The organism is Microbulbifer sp. SAOS-129_SWC (genome assembly GCF_039696035.1).
GTDB lineage: Bacteria > Pseudomonadota > Gammaproteobacteria > Pseudomonadales > Cellvibrionaceae > Microbulbifer.
In genome coordinates this window covers 757,501-776,835 of sequence record NZ_CP155567.1, presented here as the reverse complement: position 1 = coordinate 776,835, position 19,335 = coordinate 757,501, and the positions used below count along the sequence as shown (strand labels likewise).

At 60.7% G+C, this 19,335-nt stretch carries 13 protein-coding genes and 2 rRNA genes; 2 read left to right on the top strand and 13 right to left on the bottom strand.

Annotated features, from left to right (window positions below; all coding sequences use genetic code 11):
- Positions 1 to 41 precede the first annotated feature (41 nt).
- Positions 42 to 1,820 carry an aminopeptidase P family protein gene (locus ABDK11_RS03285; RefSeq protein ID WP_346838873.1) on the top strand — a complete coding sequence of 593 codons (1,779 nt, stop codon included), beginning with the start codon at positions 42 to 44 and terminating at the stop codon, positions 1,818 to 1,820.
- 148 nt (positions 1,821 to 1,968) lie between these two features.
- Here the strand turns inward: ABDK11_RS03285 and ABDK11_RS03280 are convergent, their stop codons facing one another.
- The 6 genes from ABDK11_RS03280 to ABDK11_RS03255 all read right to left on the bottom strand — a co-directional run bounded on the left by ABDK11_RS03280 (position 1,969) and on the right by ABDK11_RS03255 (position 7,670).
- On the bottom strand, positions 1,969 to 3,342 hold the full coding sequence (locus ABDK11_RS03280; protein WP_346838872.1) for an MATE family efflux transporter: 1,374 nt from the start codon (positions 3,340 to 3,342) through the stop codon (positions 1,969 to 1,971).
- A 112-nt stretch (positions 3,343 to 3,454) separates the two neighbouring features.
- Positions 3,455 to 3,958 carry a ribosomal protein S18-alanine N-acetyltransferase gene (gene rimI, locus ABDK11_RS03275; protein ID WP_346838871.1) on the bottom strand — a complete coding sequence of 168 codons (504 nt, stop codon included), beginning with the start codon at positions 3,956 to 3,958 and terminating at the stop codon, positions 3,455 to 3,457.
- Complete coding sequence (locus tag ABDK11_RS03270; protein WP_346838870.1) at positions 3,955 to 4,791, bottom strand: hypothetical protein; 837 nt, start codon at positions 4,789 to 4,791, stop codon at positions 3,955 to 3,957. The genes rimI and ABDK11_RS03270 overlap by 4 nt, the downstream gene beginning before the upstream one ends.
- Positions 4,792 to 4,819: 28 nt before the next feature.
- Positions 4,820 to 6,355 (bottom strand): 2-isopropylmalate synthase, encoded by a 1,536-nt coding sequence (locus ABDK11_RS03265; protein WP_346838869.1) that lies wholly within the window; start codon positions 6,353 to 6,355, stop codon positions 4,820 to 4,822.
- A 344-nt stretch (positions 6,356 to 6,699) separates the two neighbouring features.
- Positions 6,700 to 7,194 (bottom strand): MarR family transcriptional regulator, encoded by a 495-nt coding sequence (locus tag ABDK11_RS03260; protein WP_346838868.1) that lies wholly within the window; start codon positions 7,192 to 7,194, stop codon positions 6,700 to 6,702.
- On the bottom strand, positions 7,191 to 7,670 hold the full coding sequence (locus tag ABDK11_RS03255) for a glutathione peroxidase (RefSeq protein ID WP_346838867.1): 480 nt from the start codon (positions 7,668 to 7,670) through the stop codon (positions 7,191 to 7,193). Before ABDK11_RS03255 ends, ABDK11_RS03260 begins: the two co-directional genes overlap by 4 nt.
- 180 nt (positions 7,671 to 7,850) lie before the next feature.
- On the opposite strand from ABDK11_RS03255, the gene ABDK11_RS03250 reads away from it, so the two are divergent.
- On the top strand, positions 7,851 to 9,788 hold the full coding sequence (locus tag ABDK11_RS03250) for a cytochrome c/FTR1 family iron permease (RefSeq protein WP_346838866.1): 1,938 nt from the start codon (positions 7,851 to 7,853) through the stop codon (positions 9,786 to 9,788).
- Between the two features lie 83 nt (positions 9,789 to 9,871).
- Here the strand turns inward: ABDK11_RS03250 and ABDK11_RS03245 are convergent, their stop codons facing one another.
- The 7 genes from ABDK11_RS03245 to ABDK11_RS03215 all read right to left on the bottom strand — a co-directional run bounded on the left by ABDK11_RS03245 (position 9,872) and on the right by ABDK11_RS03215 (position 19,330).
- On the bottom strand, positions 9,872 to 10,909 hold the full coding sequence (locus tag ABDK11_RS03245; protein ID WP_346838865.1) for a hypothetical protein: 1,038 nt from the start codon (positions 10,907 to 10,909) through the stop codon (positions 9,872 to 9,874).
- Positions 10,909 to 11,613, bottom strand: a complete 705-nt coding sequence (locus ABDK11_RS03240; RefSeq protein WP_346838864.1) for an OmpA family protein — start codon at positions 11,611 to 11,613, stop codon at positions 10,909 to 10,911. The genes ABDK11_RS03245 and ABDK11_RS03240 overlap by 1 nt, the downstream gene beginning before the upstream one ends.
- Positions 11,603 to 12,910, bottom strand: a complete 1,308-nt coding sequence (locus tag ABDK11_RS03235; protein ID WP_346838863.1) for a MotA/TolQ/ExbB proton channel family protein — start codon at positions 12,908 to 12,910, stop codon at positions 11,603 to 11,605. The genes ABDK11_RS03240 and ABDK11_RS03235 overlap by 11 nt, the downstream gene beginning before the upstream one ends.
- 3 nt (positions 12,911 to 12,913) lie before the next feature.
- Complete coding sequence (locus ABDK11_RS03230; protein ID WP_346838862.1) at positions 12,914 to 14,140, bottom strand: class I SAM-dependent methyltransferase; 1,227 nt, start codon at positions 14,138 to 14,140, stop codon at positions 12,914 to 12,916.
- Positions 14,141 to 14,226: 86 nt separating this feature from the next.
- Entirely contained in the window at positions 14,227 to 14,835 is a 609-nt protein-coding gene (locus ABDK11_RS03225; RefSeq protein ID WP_346838861.1) for a polymer-forming cytoskeletal protein, read from the bottom strand.
- 1,287 nt (positions 14,836 to 16,122) lie between these two features.
- Positions 16,123 to 16,238 (bottom strand): 5S ribosomal RNA (gene rrf, locus ABDK11_RS03220).
- Between the two features lie 210 nt (positions 16,239 to 16,448).
- Positions 16,449 to 19,330: ribosomal RNA gene (locus ABDK11_RS03215) — 23S ribosomal RNA — on the bottom strand.
- Positions 19,331 to 19,335: the final 5 nt, after the last annotated feature.

The following is a 19,335-nucleotide window of genomic DNA, read 5'->3' as shown; positions in this document are numbered from 1 at the left end:
ACACTGCGCGCCCCATATTCGCAATAACGTTGAGGTGAACAATGAGTCGGGAGCGTTTACAGGCACTGCGGGACGAATTACAGCGACAGCAGGTCCACGCCTTCCTGGTACCCCGCGGCGACGAGTACCAGAACGAATATGTGCCGGCTTCCGACGAGCGCCTGGCCTGGCTGACCGGCTTTACCGGTTCCGCCGGCATGGCCGCGGTGGGGCTCGCGCACGCAGCACTGTTCGTGGACGGGCGCTACACGCTGCAGGCCCAGCAGGAACTCGGCGACCAGCCCGTCGACCAGGAGAACCTGGACCTCAACGCCATCGCCGACTGGCTGTGCGAGCAACTCAAGGCCGGCGAGGCACTGGGTTACGACCCGCGCCTGCACACCGAGCCCGGCCTGGCGCTGCTGAAGAAACGCCTCGGCGAGCGCGATATCGCCCTGCGCCCGCTGGAGCAGAACCCGATCGATAGCGTATGGAGCGATCGCCCGGCGCCCCCCTGCGGTACCGCGCGTCCGCATCCGCATACGTTCACCGGCGAGCACTCGGCGGAGAAGCGCCAGCGCATCGCCGCACGGCTGGCGGACAAGCGCGCCGACGCGCTGTGGCTGCCCAATCCGGAAGTGTGCGCCTGGCTGTTCAATATCCGCGGCAATGACGTACCCCACCTGCCGGTGGCCCTGGCCAGCGCCCTGCTCTATCGCGACGGCAGCGCCACCCTGTACCTGGCGCAGGAGGCCGTCAGCGAGGCGCTGATCGAGCACCTGAACAGCGACGTCGCGATCGTCAGCGACAAAGAGGCGCTGTTCGCCGCCGCCAAGCGCCACCATGTATCCAGAATCTGGGTGGATCCGGCCATCACCAACTGCTGGACCCTGCAGCACCTGCGCGCCCAGGAAATCGAGCTGCTGCAGGAGCGCGACCCGATCATCGCCGCCAAGGCACGCAAGAACAGCGTCGAACTGGCCGGCAGCCGCGCCGCCCACGAGCGCGACGGTGCCGCCCTGTGCGAATTTCTGGCCGAACTGCCGGACGCCGTAGCGGCAGGCACTGCTGATAACAGTTTCGGCGAACTCGAAGCGGTACAGCTGCTGCGCGCCAAGCGCGAACAGCGCGAGGGCTTCGCCGACGACAGCTTCGATTCCATTTCCGGTTACGGCCCCAACGGCGCTATCGTGCACTACCGGGTCAGCCGTGAATCCAGCCTGGCGCTGAAAGCCGAGGGCATCTACCTGATCGACTCCGGCGGCCAGTATCCGGACGGCACCACCGATGTGACCCGCACCGTGGCGCTGGGGGAATTTCCCGCGCACGCCCGCGACCATTTCACCCGCGTGCTGAAAGGCCATATCGCCCTGGCCTCGCTGCGCTTCCCCAGGGGCACCTGCGGTGAGCAGGTGGATACCTTCGCGCGCAAATCCCTGTGGGACGCCGGCCTCGACTACGCCCACGGCACCGGCCACGGTGTCGGCAGCTTCCTCAGCGTGCACGAGGGGCCCCAGCGGGTCGGCAAGGCCGCCACCGGAGTGGCGCTGGAAGCGGGCATGATCCTGTCCAACGAACCCGGCTTTTACCTCACCGGCCAGTACGGCATCCGTATCGAGAACCTGGTGTTCATCAAGGAAAGCGCCGAGCACCGCGGCTTCCTTGAATTCGAGGAGCTGACGCTGGCGCCGATCGAGCGCAAACTGATTGACCCCGAACTGCTGAGCGAACAGGAAAAGGACTGGCTGAACCGCTACCACCAGCGCGTGCGCGAGACGCTGATGCCGCTGGTGAATGCGAAAACGCAGGCCTGGCTGGAGCAGGCCACGGCTGCGCTCTAAACGCTAAACGCAGAGCGGACAGCAATGCCCCGGGCGCATTGCTGTATGATGAGGATTGTCAAAGGGCCGACAGCTGGCTTATCCAATACGCCCGCTCTCCAGGCTCCCTATCGATTGCGGCGGCGCTGGATCGATTATAGGCGCCGGGTCAGGCTTGCAGTTCCCGGCGCCGCAGCGGGCGGCCCTCCACCGTGCGTCGCAGCCACCACCAGGCAAAGCCACCCAGCAACAGGTTGGCGGCGGCCGTCGCCGCAAACAGGCCGGTGATGCCCCACAGCCGGTTGCCGAGCCAGGCCAGCGGCAGGTAGATCCCGAGCACGCGCAGAAAAGAAATCAGCGTGGCCGGCAGCGGTTTGCCGAGCCCGTTGAAGGCCGCGTTGGCGGACATCACAAAGCCGTAGCCGGCATAGCTGAACGGCACCAGGGTCAGGTAGGCGATCGCCACCGCCAGCACCGCCTGCGAATCGCTGAACAGGCGCACCAGGAAGCCGCTGCCGAAATACAGCAGCAGCGCCAGCCCCAACCCACAGCCCAGGCAGAAGCGCGCCAGTACACTGACGGTCTCACACATGCGCTCGCTTTTGCCGGCGCCGGCGTTCTGCCCCATAAACGGCCCCACCACTGACGACAGCGCGTAAAACACGATCAGCGCCAGCGGCTCGATGCGCAGCGCCACCCCCAGCCCGGCCACGGCATCGGCACCGTGCACCGCCACCAGCGCCACCACCACGCCGCCGGCCATGGGGATAATCGCATTGGTGGCCACCGCCGGCAGGCCCACTTTCAAAATCGCGCGCCAGGAGTCGCGCAGCGAGGCCCAGCGCAGGCTGGGCGGGGCCATAAGATGTTCGCGCTTGACCAGGAAAAACAGCGCGGCAAAGAAACTGACTGCGCGCGCGATCACCGTCGATAGCGCCGCCCCCTGCAGCTCCAGGCGCGGAAAGCCGAGCAGGCCGAAAATCAGCAGCGGATCCAGCGCCAGGTTGAACAGTGCCACCGCCACCATGATGCGACCGGTCAGCGCGCTGTTGCCGATGGCGCGCAGCGCCGACAGCGCTACCATCGGCACCACCGCAAACACCGCGCCCAGATACCAGGGCACCATGTAGTCGGCAATCAGCGGCAGCATCTCCTCCGGCGCGCCGAGCAGGCGGAACAGCGGGCGGATGGTGGCGAGCCCCAGGACACTGATCAGCAGCGCACCGAGCAAGGCCAGCAGCGAGGCGTCGGTCACCAGCCGCCGCACCCGCGCCAGGTCGCCGGCCCCGTAGGCGCGCGCCACCGCCGATGAGGTGCCGGCCCCCAGGCCGATGGCCAGGCTGTTGATCACCATGACGATCGGAAAGGTAAAGCTCATCGCCGCCAGCGGGCCCTTGCCCAGATGCGCGACATAGTAGGTATCCACCACGTTGAACGACATGGTGGCGAGAATGCCCCACACCATCGGCAGCGCCAGGCGCCGCAGATGACCCGCCACCGGGCCTTCGAGCAGGGAGGGATTTTTTTGACCGGGCTGCGCCATGGACAACTCATTGCGGAAACAGGAGGGCCGCGGCGGAATACCGCGGCCGGAAATCAGGGGCGGTATTGTATCAGCTTGCCCGCGGCAGCTGTCACCGCCCGCGACAGTGGCGCTAACGCGCCAGCGCGAGACTCATCAAGATGGCATCCTCGCGCGCGGCGCCGGCCGCCGGAGCACCGGCCACAGGATAGTAGTTGCGGCGGCGGCCATCCTCGACAAAGCCGAGCGAGCGGTACAGAGCGCGGGCGGGCGCATTGGAGACGCGCACGTCCAACAGCACGCGATGCACGTCTGCCGGCAGCCGGGCAATCAGGTCTTGGAGCAGTGCGCGGGCGACACCGCGGCGGCGCGCGGTCGGCGCTACCACCACATCCAGCACTTCCGCCTCATCGAACAGTTGCGACACGACACAGCAGGCGATCAGTTCACCGGCGGCCGTTTCCAGCAGCCAGCAGCCGTGACCGGCATCGAGACTATCGCGGTATTGGCGCTCGCTCCAGGCGTGCGCCTGGGCGCTGGCCGACAGTGCCGCCAGTGCGGCGCAGTCAGCGGCAACCGCGACGCGCAGGCGCGTCCCGGCAATCGCGGGAAAATCGGATGCGGGAGACTGGCTCACCGGGCGCGGGTCTGTTCCGGATAGGTCTGCTGCAACAGCTGCCACAGACCGCGCTTGCGCTGCGGCTCACGCAGTAGCTCGGACAGGCTGGGCATGGCGACGATGCGCACACTGTTCCAGTCGGTGACCGGCTGCTCGGCGGATGTGTCCAGCGGCACCGGCGCACAGAATTGCCGCGCCTGCTCGCCCATCAGCCAGATGGATTTGACCGGGCGCCGCGCGCTGGCAGCCTCGAGCCAGGCGCCACAGGTATCGCGGGCCTCGACCGCTGACGCGGCGGGGCCGAAGCGGTTTTCTGCCAGCGGCCAGCGCAGGCGATCCTGCTCGCGGGGCAGCTGATGCCAGCCGAGGGCGTGGGCGATATTGTTGAACAACGCCTCCACCGGCAGTGCGGCGCCGGGCTCGCGGCTGTCCACGGCGAGCAGCTCGTCGCCGAGCCACCAGCAGCTGAGCACGAACGGCTCCACTGACTGTGCCGGCGGCGCCACTTCGGCCACCGGCGCCGGCTGTGGTGCCGCGCGGGTGTCGTGTACCAGTTCACCCACCTGGCGCGCCAGCTCGGGCGTGGGTGCAGCGGCAGCTTGCGGCGCAAGCTCGGCGGCGACCGCGGCGGACACAGACTGGTCCGGCGTGCCGCCGGGCTCCGCCGCTTCCGCCGCCAGAGCGGCGCGGATCTGCGCGGCGCTCTGCGGCAGCGGGTTGGCCGGGGCCTTTGCCTCGGCCACCGGCAGGCGCGCCTGGCGCGGCTGCGGCGCCAGCGGCAGCACGAAGCGCGGCATATAGCTGGGCACTCCCAGTGCCGACAAGTATTCCGCTCGCTGCAGCTCGTTCACGCGTTCACCTTTTTCCTGAAGCCCGGGCTCAGACGCCCTGAGCCTTGCTCTCACCGTTGGCGAGCAAGTTTAAAGCATCCAGGTAGGCTTGCGCAGAGGCAACCAGCACATCGGTATCGGCACCGACGCCGTTGACCAGGCGGCCATCGCGCTCGAGGCGCACGGTCACACTGCCCTGGGCCTCGGTCCCCTGGGTCACGGCGTTGACCGAGTAGAGCTGCAGGTCGGCCCCGCTCGACACAACCGATTCAATCGCTTTGAAAGTGGCGTCCACCGGGCCGCTGCCATCCGCTTGCGCGGCCACTTCGGCGCCGTCGATCATCAGTTGCAGCTGCGCCTGCGGGCGCTGGCCGGTGCGGCTGTGCACGTCGAGGGAGGCCAGGCGGAAATGCTCCACCGGTTCCTCGGCGCCGGCAACGATGGACTGCAGGTCTTCGTCGAAGATCTCGTGTTTCTTGTCCGCCAGGTCTTTGAAGCGCTGGAAGATCAGCTGGAACTCGCCGGCGTCGTCGAAGCTGTAGCCCAGCTCTTCATAGCGCGCCTTGACCGCCGCGCGGCCGGAGTGCTTGCCCAGCACCAGGCGGTTGTTGCCCCAGCCCACGTCTTCCGCGCGCATGATCTCGTAGGTCTCGCGGTGCTTGAGTACACCGTCCTGGTGGATGCCGGACTCGTGCGCAAAGGCGTTGGCACCGACAATGGCCTTATTCGGCTGTACCGGGAAGCCGGTAATGGAGCTGACCAGGCGCGAGGTGGGCACGATATGACTGGTATCGATGCGGGTTTCCACCGGGTACAGATCCTGGCGCGTGCGCACGGCCATGACGATCTCTTCCAGCGACGCGTTGCCAGCGCGCTCGCCGAGGCCATTGATGGTGCACTCCACCTGGCGCACACCGTTTATTACCGCGGCCAGGGAGTTGGCGACCGCCAGGCCCAGGTCGTTGTGGCAGTGGGTGGAGAAAATCGCCTGGTCGGAATTGGGCACATTCTCGATCACGCGCCGGAACATGGCTCCGTATTCTTCCGGCTCGCCGTAACCGACGGTGTCGGGAATATTGATGGTGCCGGCGCCGGCCTTGATCACCGCCTCGATGATGCGGTACATAAACTCCGGCTCGGAGCGGCTGCCGTCCTCGAGGGAAAACTCCACATCGTCGGTAAACTGGCGCGCGTGGGTCACTGCCTCCACCGCCCGCTGCAGCACCGCTTCCGGCTCCATCTGCAGCTTGTATTTCATGTGGATCGGGGAGGTGGCGATAAAGGTGTGAATACGCGAGGCGTTCGCTTTCTTGAGTGCCTCACCAGCGCGGATGATATCCGGCCCCACGGCGCGGGCCAGGCTGCAGATGCGCGAGTCCTTGACGGTCTCCGCCACCGCCTGCACGGCCTCGAAATCGCCCTGGCTGGCGATGGCGAAGCCGGCTTCGATCACATCCACCCGCATGCGCTCGAGCATGCGCGCGATATGGATCTTTTCTTCCTTGGTCATGGAAGCGCCGGGGCTCTGCTCGCCGTCGCGCAGCGTGGTATCGAAAATGACTAATTTATCTTTATCTGTACTCATTTTGGGGCTCTTCTCCTGATCTGGCTCGAGGCTAAACAGCGCACCTGTCGCTGTCTACGCGCCGATCGACAATCAGTGTGGAATTCTGCTGGAGGGTAACGAAATAAAATTATGTGCCGCAGCGCGGCAGTCGCAGCGAGGAAGCTAGCGCATAAGCGAGGAGACAGTGGCTGGGACATGCGTGGTGCATAGCGGTGCGGCCGGGTTCGAACAGTCAGAGCTGGCACTATACGCCCGGCCGCCACCCGCATCAACACTCATCCTAACAGCAATACTTTATGCGGGACAAAAAGATAAGAAGCTCAATTAAAATTCCACAAAGGGAAACATTTATCCTAAAACACTTATTCCCCCGCCCCTAACTTTTCCAGCAGATTCCACAGCCCGGTGCGCAACTGCTCAACCTCGCCGGGCGAGATACTGGCATCGTCCAGCTGTTGCTCTACCCAGGCCAGCGCGTGCGGGCGCAATGCGCGGCCGGCGTCCGTCAACGCGATCATGGTGACCCGCTCATCGCCGCGGCCGCGGTGCCGGCTGACAAGGCCGCGCGCCGCCATACGCTTCAGCAACGGCGTCAGCGTACCGGAGTCGAGCATCAATTGCCGGCCGAGCGCGCCGACCGAAATTTCCGCCGTGCCGTCCTCCGCAGCGGTACCGACCTGCTCCCACAGCACCAGCAGAACGAGATACTGCGGATAGGTAATATCCATGGCCTGCAGCATCGGCTGGTAGGCACGGGTCATGGCGCGGGAGGCCGCGTAGAGGGCAAAACACAGCTGGCGGTTCAGCGCCAGCGGGTCGCCGCCGCAGGGCAACCCCTTGCCGGCGCCGCCGCTCACAGCAGCGCTTCGATATCAGCGGCCAGCGCTTCCGGCTTGTCTTTGGGGGCGAAGCGCTTCACCACCTTGCCGTCGCGGTCGACGAGGAACTTGGTGAAGTTCCACTTGATGCCTTCGGTACCGAGAATGCCCGGCGCCTGCTGCTTCAGTGCCACAAACAGCGGATGCGCCTCGGGGCCGTTGACGTCGACTTTGGAGTACAGCGGGAAGCTGACACCGAAGTTGAGCTCACAAAACTCCTTGATCTCGTCGTCGCTGCCCGGCTCCTGCTTGCCGAACTGGTTGCACGGAAAGCCAAGTACCATCAGGCCGCGCTCACGGTATTGCTCGTACAGAGCCTCGAGGCCCTTGTACTGGGGGGTAAAGCCGCACTTGCTGGCCGTGTTGACCACCAACAGCACCTTGCCGCGATATTCATCGAGGCTGGTGTCGCGGCCATCCTGGGTTTTCAGCGGAATGGATAGAAGATTGCTCATCTGGGGCTCCTGGTGACAGCCAATTAAATTTCACACAACTTAATTGTGCACAATCTATTTTTCAAGGCAAAGCGTTCATTTATTGGCTTGCGGGTCTTTATTGTGAGAATAATTATCAATAATATTACGTTCTGAATTTAACTCGGTACCAAATTCAACCATTCAGGGATTCTGCTTTTCATGCGCAATATCACCATTCACCTGCTGCAGCTGCTGCTGATCTTCTCTGTAGCCGCCGGTGCCCGGGCACAACAGGGCGGCCTCAATGAACAGGAACTGCGCCAGCTGATGCAGATGGCCGAGTATGTCGGCGTCGACTATCCGGGGGCGGTGCGCGACGGCGAGATCATCAGCAAGGATGAATACGCGGAAATGCAGGAATTTGGCCAACTGCTGGCAGACCGCAGCGCCAAATTGGCCGATTCCGACGCCGCCCGCGGCATTCGTGCGGAGGCCGCCGCCCTCAACACAGCCATCGCCAACAAGGCCGACCTGCCCACGATCAAGGCGCACACTGCCAAGCTGCGCGCCGGTCTGCTGGCAGTGGCGCCGGCGCTGGCGCTGCCCGCGGCGCTGCTCGACGAGGGCGCCAGCAAGGCGCTGTTCGAGGCGAATTGCGCCGCCTGTCACGGTGCCAGCGGCCACGGTGACGGCCCGCTGGCGGCCCACCTGGATCCGCCGCCGATCAACTTCCACGACCGCGAACGCGCCGAGAACCGCTCCCTGCTCGGTCTCTACGACGCCATCAGCAAGGGCCTCGACGGCACGTCCATGCCCGCGTTCACACAGTTGTCCGAACAGCAGCGCTGGTCGCTGGCGTTCTATGTCGGCGGCCTCGCCTTCCGCGGCGCCGATACCGCGGCCGCCAAGGGCACCGACCTGCGTCTGCAGGACCTGGTCATGTTCAGTCCGCAGGTACTGGGTGAAAACAAACCGGGTATCCCCGCCGCGGCGATCGCCGCCCTGCGCGCCGATCCGGCGCCGCTGTTCGCGCAGCGCGCCGGCAAGCAGACGCAAAACCCGCTCGACGTTGCCCGCAGCCAGCTCAAGAAGTCGCTGGCCGCCTACCAGGCCGGCGACTTCAGCGGCGCGCGTACCCTGGCGGTCAGTGCCTACCTGGACGGCTTCGAGTTGGTGGAAAGCTCGCTGGACTCCCGCGACATCAAAATGCGCAAGGCGATCGAAAGCCAGCTGCTGGGCCTGCGTGCGCAGCTGAAGGCACAGAGCAACCCGCAGCAGGTGGCACAACAGGTCACCGACATCCTCAAACAGCTGGACGACGCCGAAGCACTGATGCAGGGCTCCAACCTGTCCACGCCGGCGCTGTTCCTGGCCAGCCTGATCATTCTGTTGCGCGAGGGCCTGGAGGCGCTGCTGGTGGTAATCGCGCTGGTAACCATCCTGATCAAGACCGGGCGCAGCGATGCGCTCAGGTATGTGCACCTCGGCTGGATTGGCGCCGTCGCCGCCGGCTTCGCCACCTGGGTGGCCGCGCAGGAACTGATCACGATCAGTGGTGCCAATCGCGAGGTGATGGAGGGCGCAGCCGCGATGGTAGCCGCCGCCGTGCTGTTCTACGTGGGTTACTGGATGCACAGCAAGACCCACGCCCAGGAGTGGCAGAAATATATCCAGAGCCGTATCGACCGCAGTCTTACCGCCGGCACCCTGTGGGGCATTGCCGGGCTGGCATTTATTGCCGTGTACCGGGAGATCTTCGAAACAGTCCTGTTCTACCAGTCCCTGCTGACCCAGACCGCCACCGGCCAGTACAGCGCGCTGTGGGGCGGTATTGCCGTCGCGATGGGACTACTGGCACTGATCGGCTGGGCATCTGTGCGCTACTCGGCGCGCCTGCCCATCGGCAAGTTCTTCTCGACGACCACATTCATCCTGCTGGCGCTGTCGTTCGTCCTTGCCGGCAAGGCGGTCAAAGCGCTGCAGGAGGCCGCGCTGATCGGTATCAACTCACTGCCGGTGAGCTTCAGCTTCGACTGGCTGGGAATCTACTCCACCTGGCAGGGCATCGGCCTGCAGGTCGCCATTGTGGTCGCCGCGGTGTGGATGTGGCGCCTCGGCCGCCAGGCCACCACCACGGGCCCCGTCGTAAAGGCTTGATCGACTGACAAAAAAATACCCCGCCAAGGCGGGGTATTTTTTTGTTCAACGATCGGCCGGGCCGCGATCGGCCGCGCCGCCATTTAGCGCATTTTGAAACCCAGCTCGGTCTCGATCTGCGCGCGGCTCCACAGGTTCCAGTCCGGTACCTGCCCGTCACCGAGATGCTCCACCACACCGCGGCGCAGCGATGGCCAGGCCAGAATTGCCGCTGGTGCCGAATCCGCATATTCGAAGAACAGCGCCGGCGGCGGTAAGACGCGCTCCAGACTCCGCAGCAACGGCTGCCAACCGAGCGGCAGGATCGCCTGTGCCAGCTTCCACGATGGTGCCGGCGCCCGCGCCGTCTGCCCGATCAGGTAGTCATAGCGGATCCGCGCCGCTGCCAACAACTGCTCGCTGGCGAGGTGCAGGCATCCGTCGACGCGGCGCTCGGCGCAGAGCAGACATGTCCCCTGCTCCTGCGCCAGGTGCTGCGCATCCTCGCCGTGCAGCTGCCAGCCACCGCCCGACGCGGCACAGCCGCAGTGCGGGCAGCTGCGCCCGGCCGCGCCCACCGGCGCATTCAGCGGTTCGGTGTTGCTGCCCGGCGCCCAGTAACAGCAAGACTGGGTAAAGAAGCTGTCGCCGTGACTGCGCACATGGGCGGCGAAATCAAAGGTGGCGGGATCGGCACCGCGCCCCGCCGCCGCCTCCACGCAGACTTTGCAGAAGCGGAAGGGACCCTGCCCCTGCTCGGCATTGATCTGCTGTAGATCGCTGCCGGCCCAGGCACTGCGCTGATCCGTCTGCAGAGCCCCGCAGCAGGGGAACAGGTGTACCAGGGAATAAAAGTCGCGGCGCTTGTCCGCGTCTTCGAGTTCCGGCGCCTCGGTGCCAAATACCATGACCGGATGACCGCGATAGCGCCATCCAGCCCCGCAGGCATCCAGATCGCCAATACTCACTTCGATACCGGACTGCAACGCACGCGCCAGCGCGGAGCGGTCTATGCCCTCCTGCACATCACTTCCATGCGCCGTTGAATTCTCGTTCGCAGCGGCCTCCACCTCGACCTCAGCCGGTTGCGCTGCGTCCGCCGCTCCGCGCAGTTTTGCCAGAGCCTGTTTCCACAGTGCCACTATAGGGCCTCCTCTAATATGCGATGAATCTGCGCTTCCGAATTGGTAATAACGCGGAACGCGACCCGTTTTGACTTTTCCGGATCTTCGCTGCCATCGGCGCGCAAAACCGGACGCGCGGACGAGTAGCCCACCGCCGCCACCAGGGCCAGCATGCCGGGGACTTCTTTTTCCGGCACCAGCCCCTCTACAAAATACAGCACTTCCCGCGACCGGTTCTGTGACAGGCGCAGGTTGTTAAAGTAATTTTCCCGCGCGCTGCCGCCGCCACCCCACTCGGAACTGGTGTGCCCCTCGATATGAATCGCGCGGATCGAGCCCAGATAAGGTTTCAGCGCGGCGATATAGCGCGGAAAAAAATCCCGCATCACCTGCTGCGCATTCGCATTCAACTCCGCCGCACCCGTGGAAAACATCGCGTCGGAGTTATTGAAGGCAATAACCAGCCGATCCTTGTCAATGGTGGCGCCCCAGCGCGGCAGGTCGTCGGCGAATTCCCGCATCAGTGTCTGGTAAATGGCCAGCTGGTTGTCGCGATAGGACTGCGCTAGCGCGCGGACCTTTTCACGCTCTTCCATCATCGAGCGCATCATGACGATGGAGATACACAGGAACACCATCATCAGCCCGGCCATCAGGTCGGAGACACTCAACCACTCGCTCTCTTCACCCGGTGCACGCCGGGACCGCAGGCTACCCGGCATGGTCCACTTCCCGCGCCTGCAGGCGGCGCATCTGCGTCAACAGCTTCTGGTAGTCCCGGGTAAAGTTGCCGCTGATCGTCGCCAGCGACTCTCCCATGGCCGCCATTACCTGCTCCACTTGCGTTGCCATGGCGCGATCCAACTGTTCGTATTGGCGGCGAAGGGAAATATCCGTGTCCTTCAGCTCCCGGCGCAATACCTCGGTCAGCGCCTGTAACATCTCCCGATGCGTACCGGCCAGCATCTGTGCCAGCTCGCCCATGGAATCGCGATGGGTACGGGCCGACTCACTGACCAGTGACTGCATCACCTCGGGGTTAAGCCCCTGCAGGCTCTCCAGTGACGCCGACAGGTGCCCGAAGCGTTCCGCCAGCGACTGCGCCTGCTTCTGCAGCAGTCCGTTAATCGCCGCGAGGTGCTCATCCACACCCCGCTGCGCCGCCGCGACGCCCTCGGACAGCCGCTCGATATTGTGCGGCAATTGCGGCACCAGTGCTGCCAACTGCTGCACCGATTCGTGCTGCGCACCGAGAATCCCCGCCAGCTGTTCGGTCTGCCGCGACTGACGTTCGAGCAGTTGATCGAGCCCGCTGTAGAGTTTGGGCAGCTCGGCGATGCGCTCGTACATCTGGGCCAGTACCGCCTGTTGATCCAGCAGACGCTGCTGACTCTCGTCGCAGCCTCGGCTCCAGGACTCCACCCGCCCGGCGTGCTCGTGATAGCTCTGCGCAACGACTTCAAGCGCGGGCCCCAGATCAGCGAGTTGCGCGCAGAACCGCTGCAGATTATCACCGAATTGCGTCTGCAACTGCGCATTGAAGTCCGCCACCACCGCCTCGAGACGGCCGACCAGTTCTGCACTGCTGCGTTGGCCGAACTGTTCCAGTGACGAACTCAGGCGGATCAGGTGATTATTGAGGTCATCGATGGTGGCCGTCTCCGGCGATGGATCCGAAGGCAGGCGCAGCATACGGGTAAAAATTCGAAGCAGTAGCGACAGCGCGAGGCCGATCACACTGGTGATAAACGCCGTTTTCAGGCCGGCCATCAGCTCACCAATACTGCGATCGATATCCTCGAGCGAGAAATCGTACAGGCCGATGATGATACCGAGGAAAGTCCCCAGAATACCGAGAGAAGTCAGAAAGCCCGGCCCGTGTTCAACGAACTCCTGACCGCGGCCCACAAACCGCAACAGCAATGCCAGCGTAAATACCACCAGCATCGAATACAGGAATCCATCGGTCACCGCCGCGGGGGTAAGCGACAGAAACAACTGATGCAGCAATGCCGCCATGGTTTAAACCTCGGATAGTTTTTTTAGTGTAAGTTCGTGATAAAAAGCGCCACCGGGCAGCTTGCCGTGCCCTTGGCCCGACAGCTGCAAACTGGGTAAAACACGAATGATTTGCGCCATATTGGTAAAGTGCACCATATCGTCCGAGAGCGGAAACTCCTTCACCAGGATGCCTCCGTCAGCCTGCACTTCAAATACCGAGGGGCGCTGTGCCAGTCGCGCCCGTTTGTAAAAAACGATGTGCAGCAGGCCGCCGGGTTTTAGCTTTCCGCGTAGCAGTCCACTCAGGACCTGCGTTTCTTCAGCGCTGTAATAGATCAGCAGGTCCCAGCTTAAAATGACATCGCAGGGTTCTAGCCCGGCAAACTTTTCAAACGCAGCGCGGATAGCCTGACAGCCGTCTTCACCGCGCTTTTTACGCCATTGAATTGCGGCGTGGAGATCCAGAACAAACAGTTCTCCCACCTGCTGCTGCAATGCGCCGATATTGCGCCCACTGCGCGCCCCGCAGTCCATTACCCGGCTGACCGGCGACTTCCGCGCGGCCTGCATCGCACTGTCCAACCCGCTCATGGTCAGTGCCGCACCGATATTCGTGCCGGAAAAATACGTGCTCAAATCCGACTCGGTGCCCGGGCGAACCCGTCCCGCCGGAGCTGTGGTATCGAATTCAAAAAAGTACTCAATCAGGTCCTTGCGCATCCCCTGGCGCTGCACGAGCGAATTGCTCAGGTTAAAGCGCCCCAGACTCTGCATCAGCGTGACTGTCGTGTGCCCCTGGTAAGGGATGCGGGGATAATTCGGGTCATCTGCTGTTTCATAAGTAAAATCACGCAACAGCTTGAACCTTGCCGGGCGCTGCGGTGGCTGTGCCCCGGTATAAATCATTGCATGTAGCAACGTGCCTGGCTTCAGGTTCGGCGACAGCAATTCAATCAGGTAGGCAATCAGTTCTGCGCTGAGAAAATTTAATAAATCCCAACACAGAATAACGTCAAATTTGATTTTTTCCGGTTTTGCCACAAGGTGCGACTTCAGTGCCGCCTTCAAGTCTGTGGCATTATGATTATCGGCAAAAAACTCCAGCAGGTCCTCGATGTAGCAGGGACAGTTTTTCTGCAGAAAAGCCTGGGTCGTACCCACAGCAATCGGCCCCAGGTCCAGTATCCGATATCCCGGCTGGATGATTTCCTGATTGAGTGCGGCCAGGCCAAAGGAGTGATGCTGCATACACCTCGTCTCAATACAACCGCATGGAGCGGCAGCGAGACGGTACAGAGTGCACCGCCCGCTGTATAGGCAAAAAGCTGTATCGCTTAGGCTTCAGATTCCGCTTCTACGGTATCGTCAGCGTAATCCGACGTGCTGGATGTGGAGAAAAGACCACTGGCGCTGGACGCATTGGCATTATTGTTCTGATCGCCCTCGCGCGGCGGCAGGCTGGGGTGAACCAGCTTTTCCTTGAAGTCGCTGACGCGCTCTTTCATTTCCGCATCGGTATCCACCATGTCCATGGAGCCGCGGAATTTACCACCGTCGTCCAGCTGAATACGCGGGGCGGTGAGATTCCCTTTAACCACTGCAGTACGGCGTATCTCGATCAGCTCTTCGGCCAGAGCATCTCCGGTGAGCGCGCCTTCAACTATAATATTTTTTGCGTGTATGTTCGCATTCAGTTCACCGCCGGCACCCACGGACAGGTTGTGGCCTTCCATGATGACCGTTCCCTCAATGGTGCCTTCGATATGCAGGCTCTCGTTACCGATCAGCTCACCGCGGAACTTAATGTTTTTCCCGATGACAGACTTCTCAAAGTCGTCACCCATTTGCGCGCGATTTTGCGGAGCGGCACTGCTCTGGTCCATGAATCCGTCCAGGAAGCTGTTTGCGCCGTCTTCGTTCGCCTGCTGCTCGTCGTTTGACATGTTGTACTCCTCAGATTTGAGATAGCTGGTTGGGTGCCCCACTTGCAGTACCTCACACAATCCAGGGCAATTATTCGTTCGCTGTCTGCGCAGCAATAACCGATTGATAATAAGCGTCAGAGACTTGGGACGCATGTCGCGAAAGTCATTTTTTCACGCCGCTGGTCCGCTTTTTGTTTAGTGTGTGACTCCAATCACAAATTAGTGGCAGTTTGCACAAGCCGGATAAAACAGGAATTGATCGGCTGCAGTAACGGCGACGGGCAGAATGCGGAAAGTTTGAGCGCTACCAGCGTGGTGAATACCGCGAGGCGTTCATGCCTCTAACGCAATATCCAGTTACAACCGCCCGCATCGCCGATCCTGGTTGCGTCACTCAATGCGCGGATGCATAAAAGTTATTCACAGCGAAGCCGGCTTCCGTTGATAAAGTGAGCGCCATTCATTTATTCACAGAATGGCTTGATAGAGCTGTGCATAAGTGTGGTATATCCACTGCGGGGCCCATTGTTACGTGATCTGTCGGATTCGTATAAAAATGCGGCAGGCACCAGCGGTGAAAATCTGCTCCCGGCGAAGTGATCATCCGCGGCCGGATTTCCTTGTAAGTCTTTTACTGTCAACGATTTTTTAGCTTGAGTGCAGATTTCCACAGCCGCGACCTGCGACTTTTTCCAGCTTGTTTCTGCGTCCATATTTGTCAGTGGTATAAGTACTTGTGCACAAGATTTTTCATTTTTGTTACTAACAGAATGTCTGGATAGAGCTGTGCATAAGTTTTGGATATCCATGGTGGAGCACCGGGTTATGGGCGCTTTGGCCGGCGGGTAAAAAAGCGACGGTTATTTTTTGTGTAGGAACGCGTGGCATTTTTCGTGGTTTGATGGGGGCTGACAAGGTTAGTCAATCGGCGCACGTTGCCTGTATTCAACGGGTTTGCGTCGCCTGCAAGAGCAGAGCCGGTAGTGGCTGCGAGTTGAGGCTGGCCTACCTGGCGCGGCTGCTGTTGTTTCTTTCGATTGGCGGTCCGCTCTCCAGGATTTTCGGCTCTACAGCAGAGTATGGTACGCAAATAAAAAGGGCCACCCGATTGGGGGGCCCTTTCTTTTATTTGAACCGGGCTGGCGACCCAGCCTGACCAATTTGCCCGGAGCAAATTGGGACGACCTTCAGGTCGCCCGGAGGGTGGCGCACATGGATGTGTGCCATCACCTGACCGCAGGTCATCGGCAGGCTGGAATAAAAAAAGCCCTGACCGCGTTAGCGATCAGGGCTTTTGCAATAGAAGCCTGACGATGACCTACTCTCACATGGCGAAACACCACACTACCATCGGCGAGGTTGCGTTTCACTTCTGAGTTCGGCAAGGGATCAGGTGGTTCCACAACTCTATGGTCGTCAGGCAAACTGGCTTGGGTTGGCGTGGTCTTATGGGCGATGTCTTGCCCGGCGCTGCCTGTTACCGCCGTTTGCATGATCTCTCGATCAACGGTAACCCCAAATAAGTCGGTAAAACAATCTGTAGTAATACACCGCAAGAACGTATGTCTCTTCTTGCTCACAATCCCTGATCACTTTCCTGATCAGTAATCGTTAGTAACCATCTCTGTTGTATGGTCAAGCCGCACGGGCAATTAGTACTGGTTAGCTCAACGCCTCACAACGCTTCCACACCCAGCCTATCAACCTGGTAGTCTTCCAGGGCCCTTTAGGGGACTCGAAGTCCCAGGGAGATCTCATCTTGAAGGAGGCTTCCCGCTTAGATGCTTTCAGCGGTTATCCCGTCCGAACATAGCTACCGGGCAATGCCACTGGCGTGACAACCCGAACACCAGAGGTTCGTTCACTCCGGTCCTCTCGTACTAGGAGCAACTCTTCTCAAATCTCCAACGCCCACGGCAGATAGGGACCGAACTGTCTCACGACGTTCTAAACCCAGCTCGCGTACCACTTTAAATGGCGAACAGCCATACCCTTGGGACCGGCTTCAGCCCCAGGATGTGATGAGCCGACATCGAGGTGCCAAACACCGCCGTCGATGTGAACTCTTGGGCGGTATCAGCCTGTTATCCCCGGAGTACCTTTTATCCGTTGAGCGATGGCCCTTCCATACAGAACCACCGGATCACTATGACCTACTTTCGTACCTGCTCGACATGTCTGTCTCGCAGTCAAGCGCACTTATACCATTATGCTCATTGCATGATTTCCGACCATGCTGAGTGCACCTTCGTACTCCTCCGTTACTCTTTGGGAGGAGACCGCCCCAGTCAAACTACCCACCATACACTGTCCCCGATCCGGATTACGGACCTGGGTTAGAACCTCAAACATACCAGGGTGGTATTTCAAGGACGGCTCCACTGCAACTAGCGTCACAGTTTCAAAGCCTCCCACCTATCCTACACAAGTAGGCTCAAAGTTCAGTGCAAAGCTGTAGTAAAGGTTCACGGGGTCTTTCCGTCTAGCCGCGGGTACACTGCATCTTAACAGCGATTTCAATTTCACTGAGTCTCTGGTGGAGACAGCGTGGCCATCGTTACGCCATTCGTGCAGGTCGGAACTTACCCGACAAGGAATTTCGCTACCTTAGGACCGTTATAGTTACGGCCGCCGTTTACCGGGGCTTCGATCAAGAGCTTCGCCGAAGCTAACCCCATCAATTAACCTTCCGGCACCGGGCAGGCGTCACACCCTATACGTCCACTTACGTGTTTGCAGAGTGCTATGTTTTTAATAAACAGTCGCAGCCACCTGGTCACTTCGACCGGCCTCAGCTTAGGGAGCAAGTCCCATCACCAAAACCGGCGTACCTTCTCCCGAAGTTACGGTACCATTTTGCCTAGTTCCTTCACCAGAGTTCTCTCAAGCGCCTTGGTATTCTCTACCTGACCACCTGTGTCGGTTTAGAGTACGGTTCGCAATTGCCTGAAGCTTAGAAGTTTTTCCTGGAAGCAGGGCATCAACCACTTCACCTACCGAAGTAGGCTTCGTCGTCAGCTCTCAGCCTTAGGGACCCGGATTTGCCTAAGTCCCCAGCCTACAGCCTTAAACATGGACAACCAATCGCCATGCTGGCCTAGCCTTCTCCGTCACTCCATCGCAGCAATTGCAAGTACAGGAATGTTAACCTGTTTCCCATCGACTACGGCCTTCGCCCTCGCCTTAGGGGCCGACTAACCCTGTCCCGATTAGCGTTGGACAGGAACCCTTGGTCTTCCGGCGGGGAGGTTTTTCACCTCCCTTGTCGTTACTCATGTCAGCATTCGCACTTGTGATACCTCCAGCAGACCTCCCGATCCACCTTCAACGGCTTACACAACGCTCCTCTACCATGCTCCTAAGAGCATCCGCAGCTTCGGTTACCAGTTTGAGCCCCGGTATATCTTCCGCGCGGGCCGACTCGACTAGTGAGCTATTACGCTTTCTTTAAAGGATGGCTGCTTCTAAGCCAACCTCCTAGCTGTCTGGGCCTTCCCACATCGTTTCCCACTTAACTGGTATTTGGGACCTTAGCTGGCGGTCTGGGTTGTTTCCCTTTCCACGACGGACGTTAGCACCCGCCGTGTGTCTCCCGCGATTGCACTCCTCGGTATTCGGAGTTTGCATGGGGTTGGTAAGTCGGGATGACCCCCTAGCCCAAACAGTGCTCTACCCCCGAGGGTGAGACGCGAGGCGCTACCTAAATAGCTTTCGAGGAGAACCAGCTATCTCCCGGCTTGATTAGCCTTTCACTCCGATCCACAGGTCATCTCCTAACTTTTCAACGTTAGTGAGTTCGGTCCTCCAATTGATGTTACTCAATCTTCAACCTGCCCATGGATAGATCGCCGGGTTTCGGGTCTATTGCCTGCAACTGAACGCCCTATTAAGACTCGATTTCTCTACGGCTCCCCTATGCGGTTAACCTTGCTACAGACAATAAGTCGCTGACCCATTATACAAAAGGTACGCAGTCACCCCGAAGGGCTCCTACTGCTTGTACGTATACGGTTTCAGGTTCTATTTCACTCCCCTCTCCGGGGTTCTTTTCGCCTTTCCCTCACGGTACTGGTTCACTATCGGTCAGCTGGGAGTATTTAGCCTTGGAGGATGGTCCCCCCATATTCAGTCAAGATAACACGTGTCCCGACCTACTCGATTTCACTAAATGTGCCTTTTCGTGTACGGGGCTATCACCCTGTATCGCGGAACTTTCCAGATCCTTCCACTAAGACATAAATAGCTTAAGGGCTAATCCCCTTTCGCTCGCCGCTACTCAGGGAATCTCGGTTGATTTCTTTTCCTCCGGGTACTTAGATGTTTCAGTTCCCCGGGTTCGCCTCGCATAGCTATGTATTCACTATGCGATACCTGTAAACAGGTGGGTTTCCCCATTCGGACATTCCAGGATCAAAGCTTGTGTGCCAGCTCCCCTAGACTTTTCGCAGGCTCCTACGTCCTTCATCGCCTCCAGCTGCCAAGGCATCCACCGTATACGCTTAGTCGCTTGACCATACA

What these genes read in the sequence shown, in the direction of transcription:
- ABDK11_RS03250 (WP_346838866.1), top strand. Translation starts at nt 7,851, where the DNA reads ATGCGCAATATCACCATTCACCTGCTGCAGCTGCTGCTGATCTTCTCT.
- ABDK11_RS03255 (WP_346838867.1), bottom strand. Translation starts at nt 7,670, where the DNA reads ATGAGCAATCTTCTATCCATTCCGCTGAAAACCCAGGATGGCCGCGAC.
- ABDK11_RS03240 (WP_346838864.1), bottom strand. Translation starts at nt 11,613, where the DNA reads ATGCCGGGTAGCCTGCGGTCCCGGCGTGCACCGGGTGAAGAGAGCGAG.
- ABDK11_RS03265 (WP_346838869.1), bottom strand. Translation starts at nt 6,355, where the DNA reads ATGAGTACAGATAAAGATAAATTAGTCATTTTCGATACCACGCTGCGC.
- ABDK11_RS03235 (WP_346838863.1), bottom strand. Translation starts at nt 12,910, where the DNA reads ATGGCGGCATTGCTGCATCAGTTGTTTCTGTCGCTTACCCCCGCGGCG.
- ABDK11_RS03285 (WP_346838873.1), top strand. Translation starts at nt 42, where the DNA reads ATGAGTCGGGAGCGTTTACAGGCACTGCGGGACGAATTACAGCGACAG.
- ABDK11_RS03225 (WP_346838861.1), bottom strand. Translation starts at nt 14,835, where the DNA reads ATGTCAAACGACGAGCAGCAGGCGAACGAAGACGGCGCAAACAGCTTC.
- ABDK11_RS03230 (WP_346838862.1), bottom strand. Translation starts at nt 14,140, where the DNA reads ATGCAGCATCACTCCTTTGGCCTGGCCGCACTCAATCAGGAAATCATC.
- ABDK11_RS03280 (WP_346838872.1), bottom strand. Translation starts at nt 3,342, where the DNA reads ATGGCGCAGCCCGGTCAAAAAAATCCCTCCCTGCTCGAAGGCCCGGTG.